The following is a 290-nucleotide window of genomic DNA, read 5'->3' as shown; positions in this document are numbered from 1 at the left end:
TACTCACGAGGGTAAATTATTACTTGAACTTTCTAGTGGATTACCTTACAAGCCGTCGTTGACTACGGTGGCTTTGCTCAGGCCGCAGATGCATTACATAGAACACAATCATCAATTAGCTATACTATCAATAAATTAGAGCAGACTTTAGGCGTTGAAATCCTCTCTTTAGAGAAAAGACGAGCGGTACTTACTCACGAGGGTAAATTATTACTTGAACTTTCTAGTGGATTACCTTACAAGCCGTCGTTGACTACGGTGGCTTTGCTCAGGCCGCAGATGCATTACAT

1 protein-coding gene is annotated in these 290 nt (G+C 41.7%); it reads left to right on the top strand.

Annotated elements, in window-relative coordinates; genetic code table 11:
• Positions 1–39: 39 nt before the first annotated feature.
• Positions 40–290: LysR family transcriptional regulator (locus BHE89_RS00855; protein ID WP_458694196.1), on the top strand; the 251-nt coding region annotated here is incomplete at its 3' end.

Origin of the sequence: Shigella sp. FC1967, assembly GCF_001743005.1 — a bacterium.
In the GTDB taxonomy this organism is placed as follows: Bacteria; Pseudomonadota; Gammaproteobacteria; order Enterobacterales; family Enterobacteriaceae; genus Proteus.
This window is presented reverse-complemented; position numbering and strand designations above follow the sequence as displayed.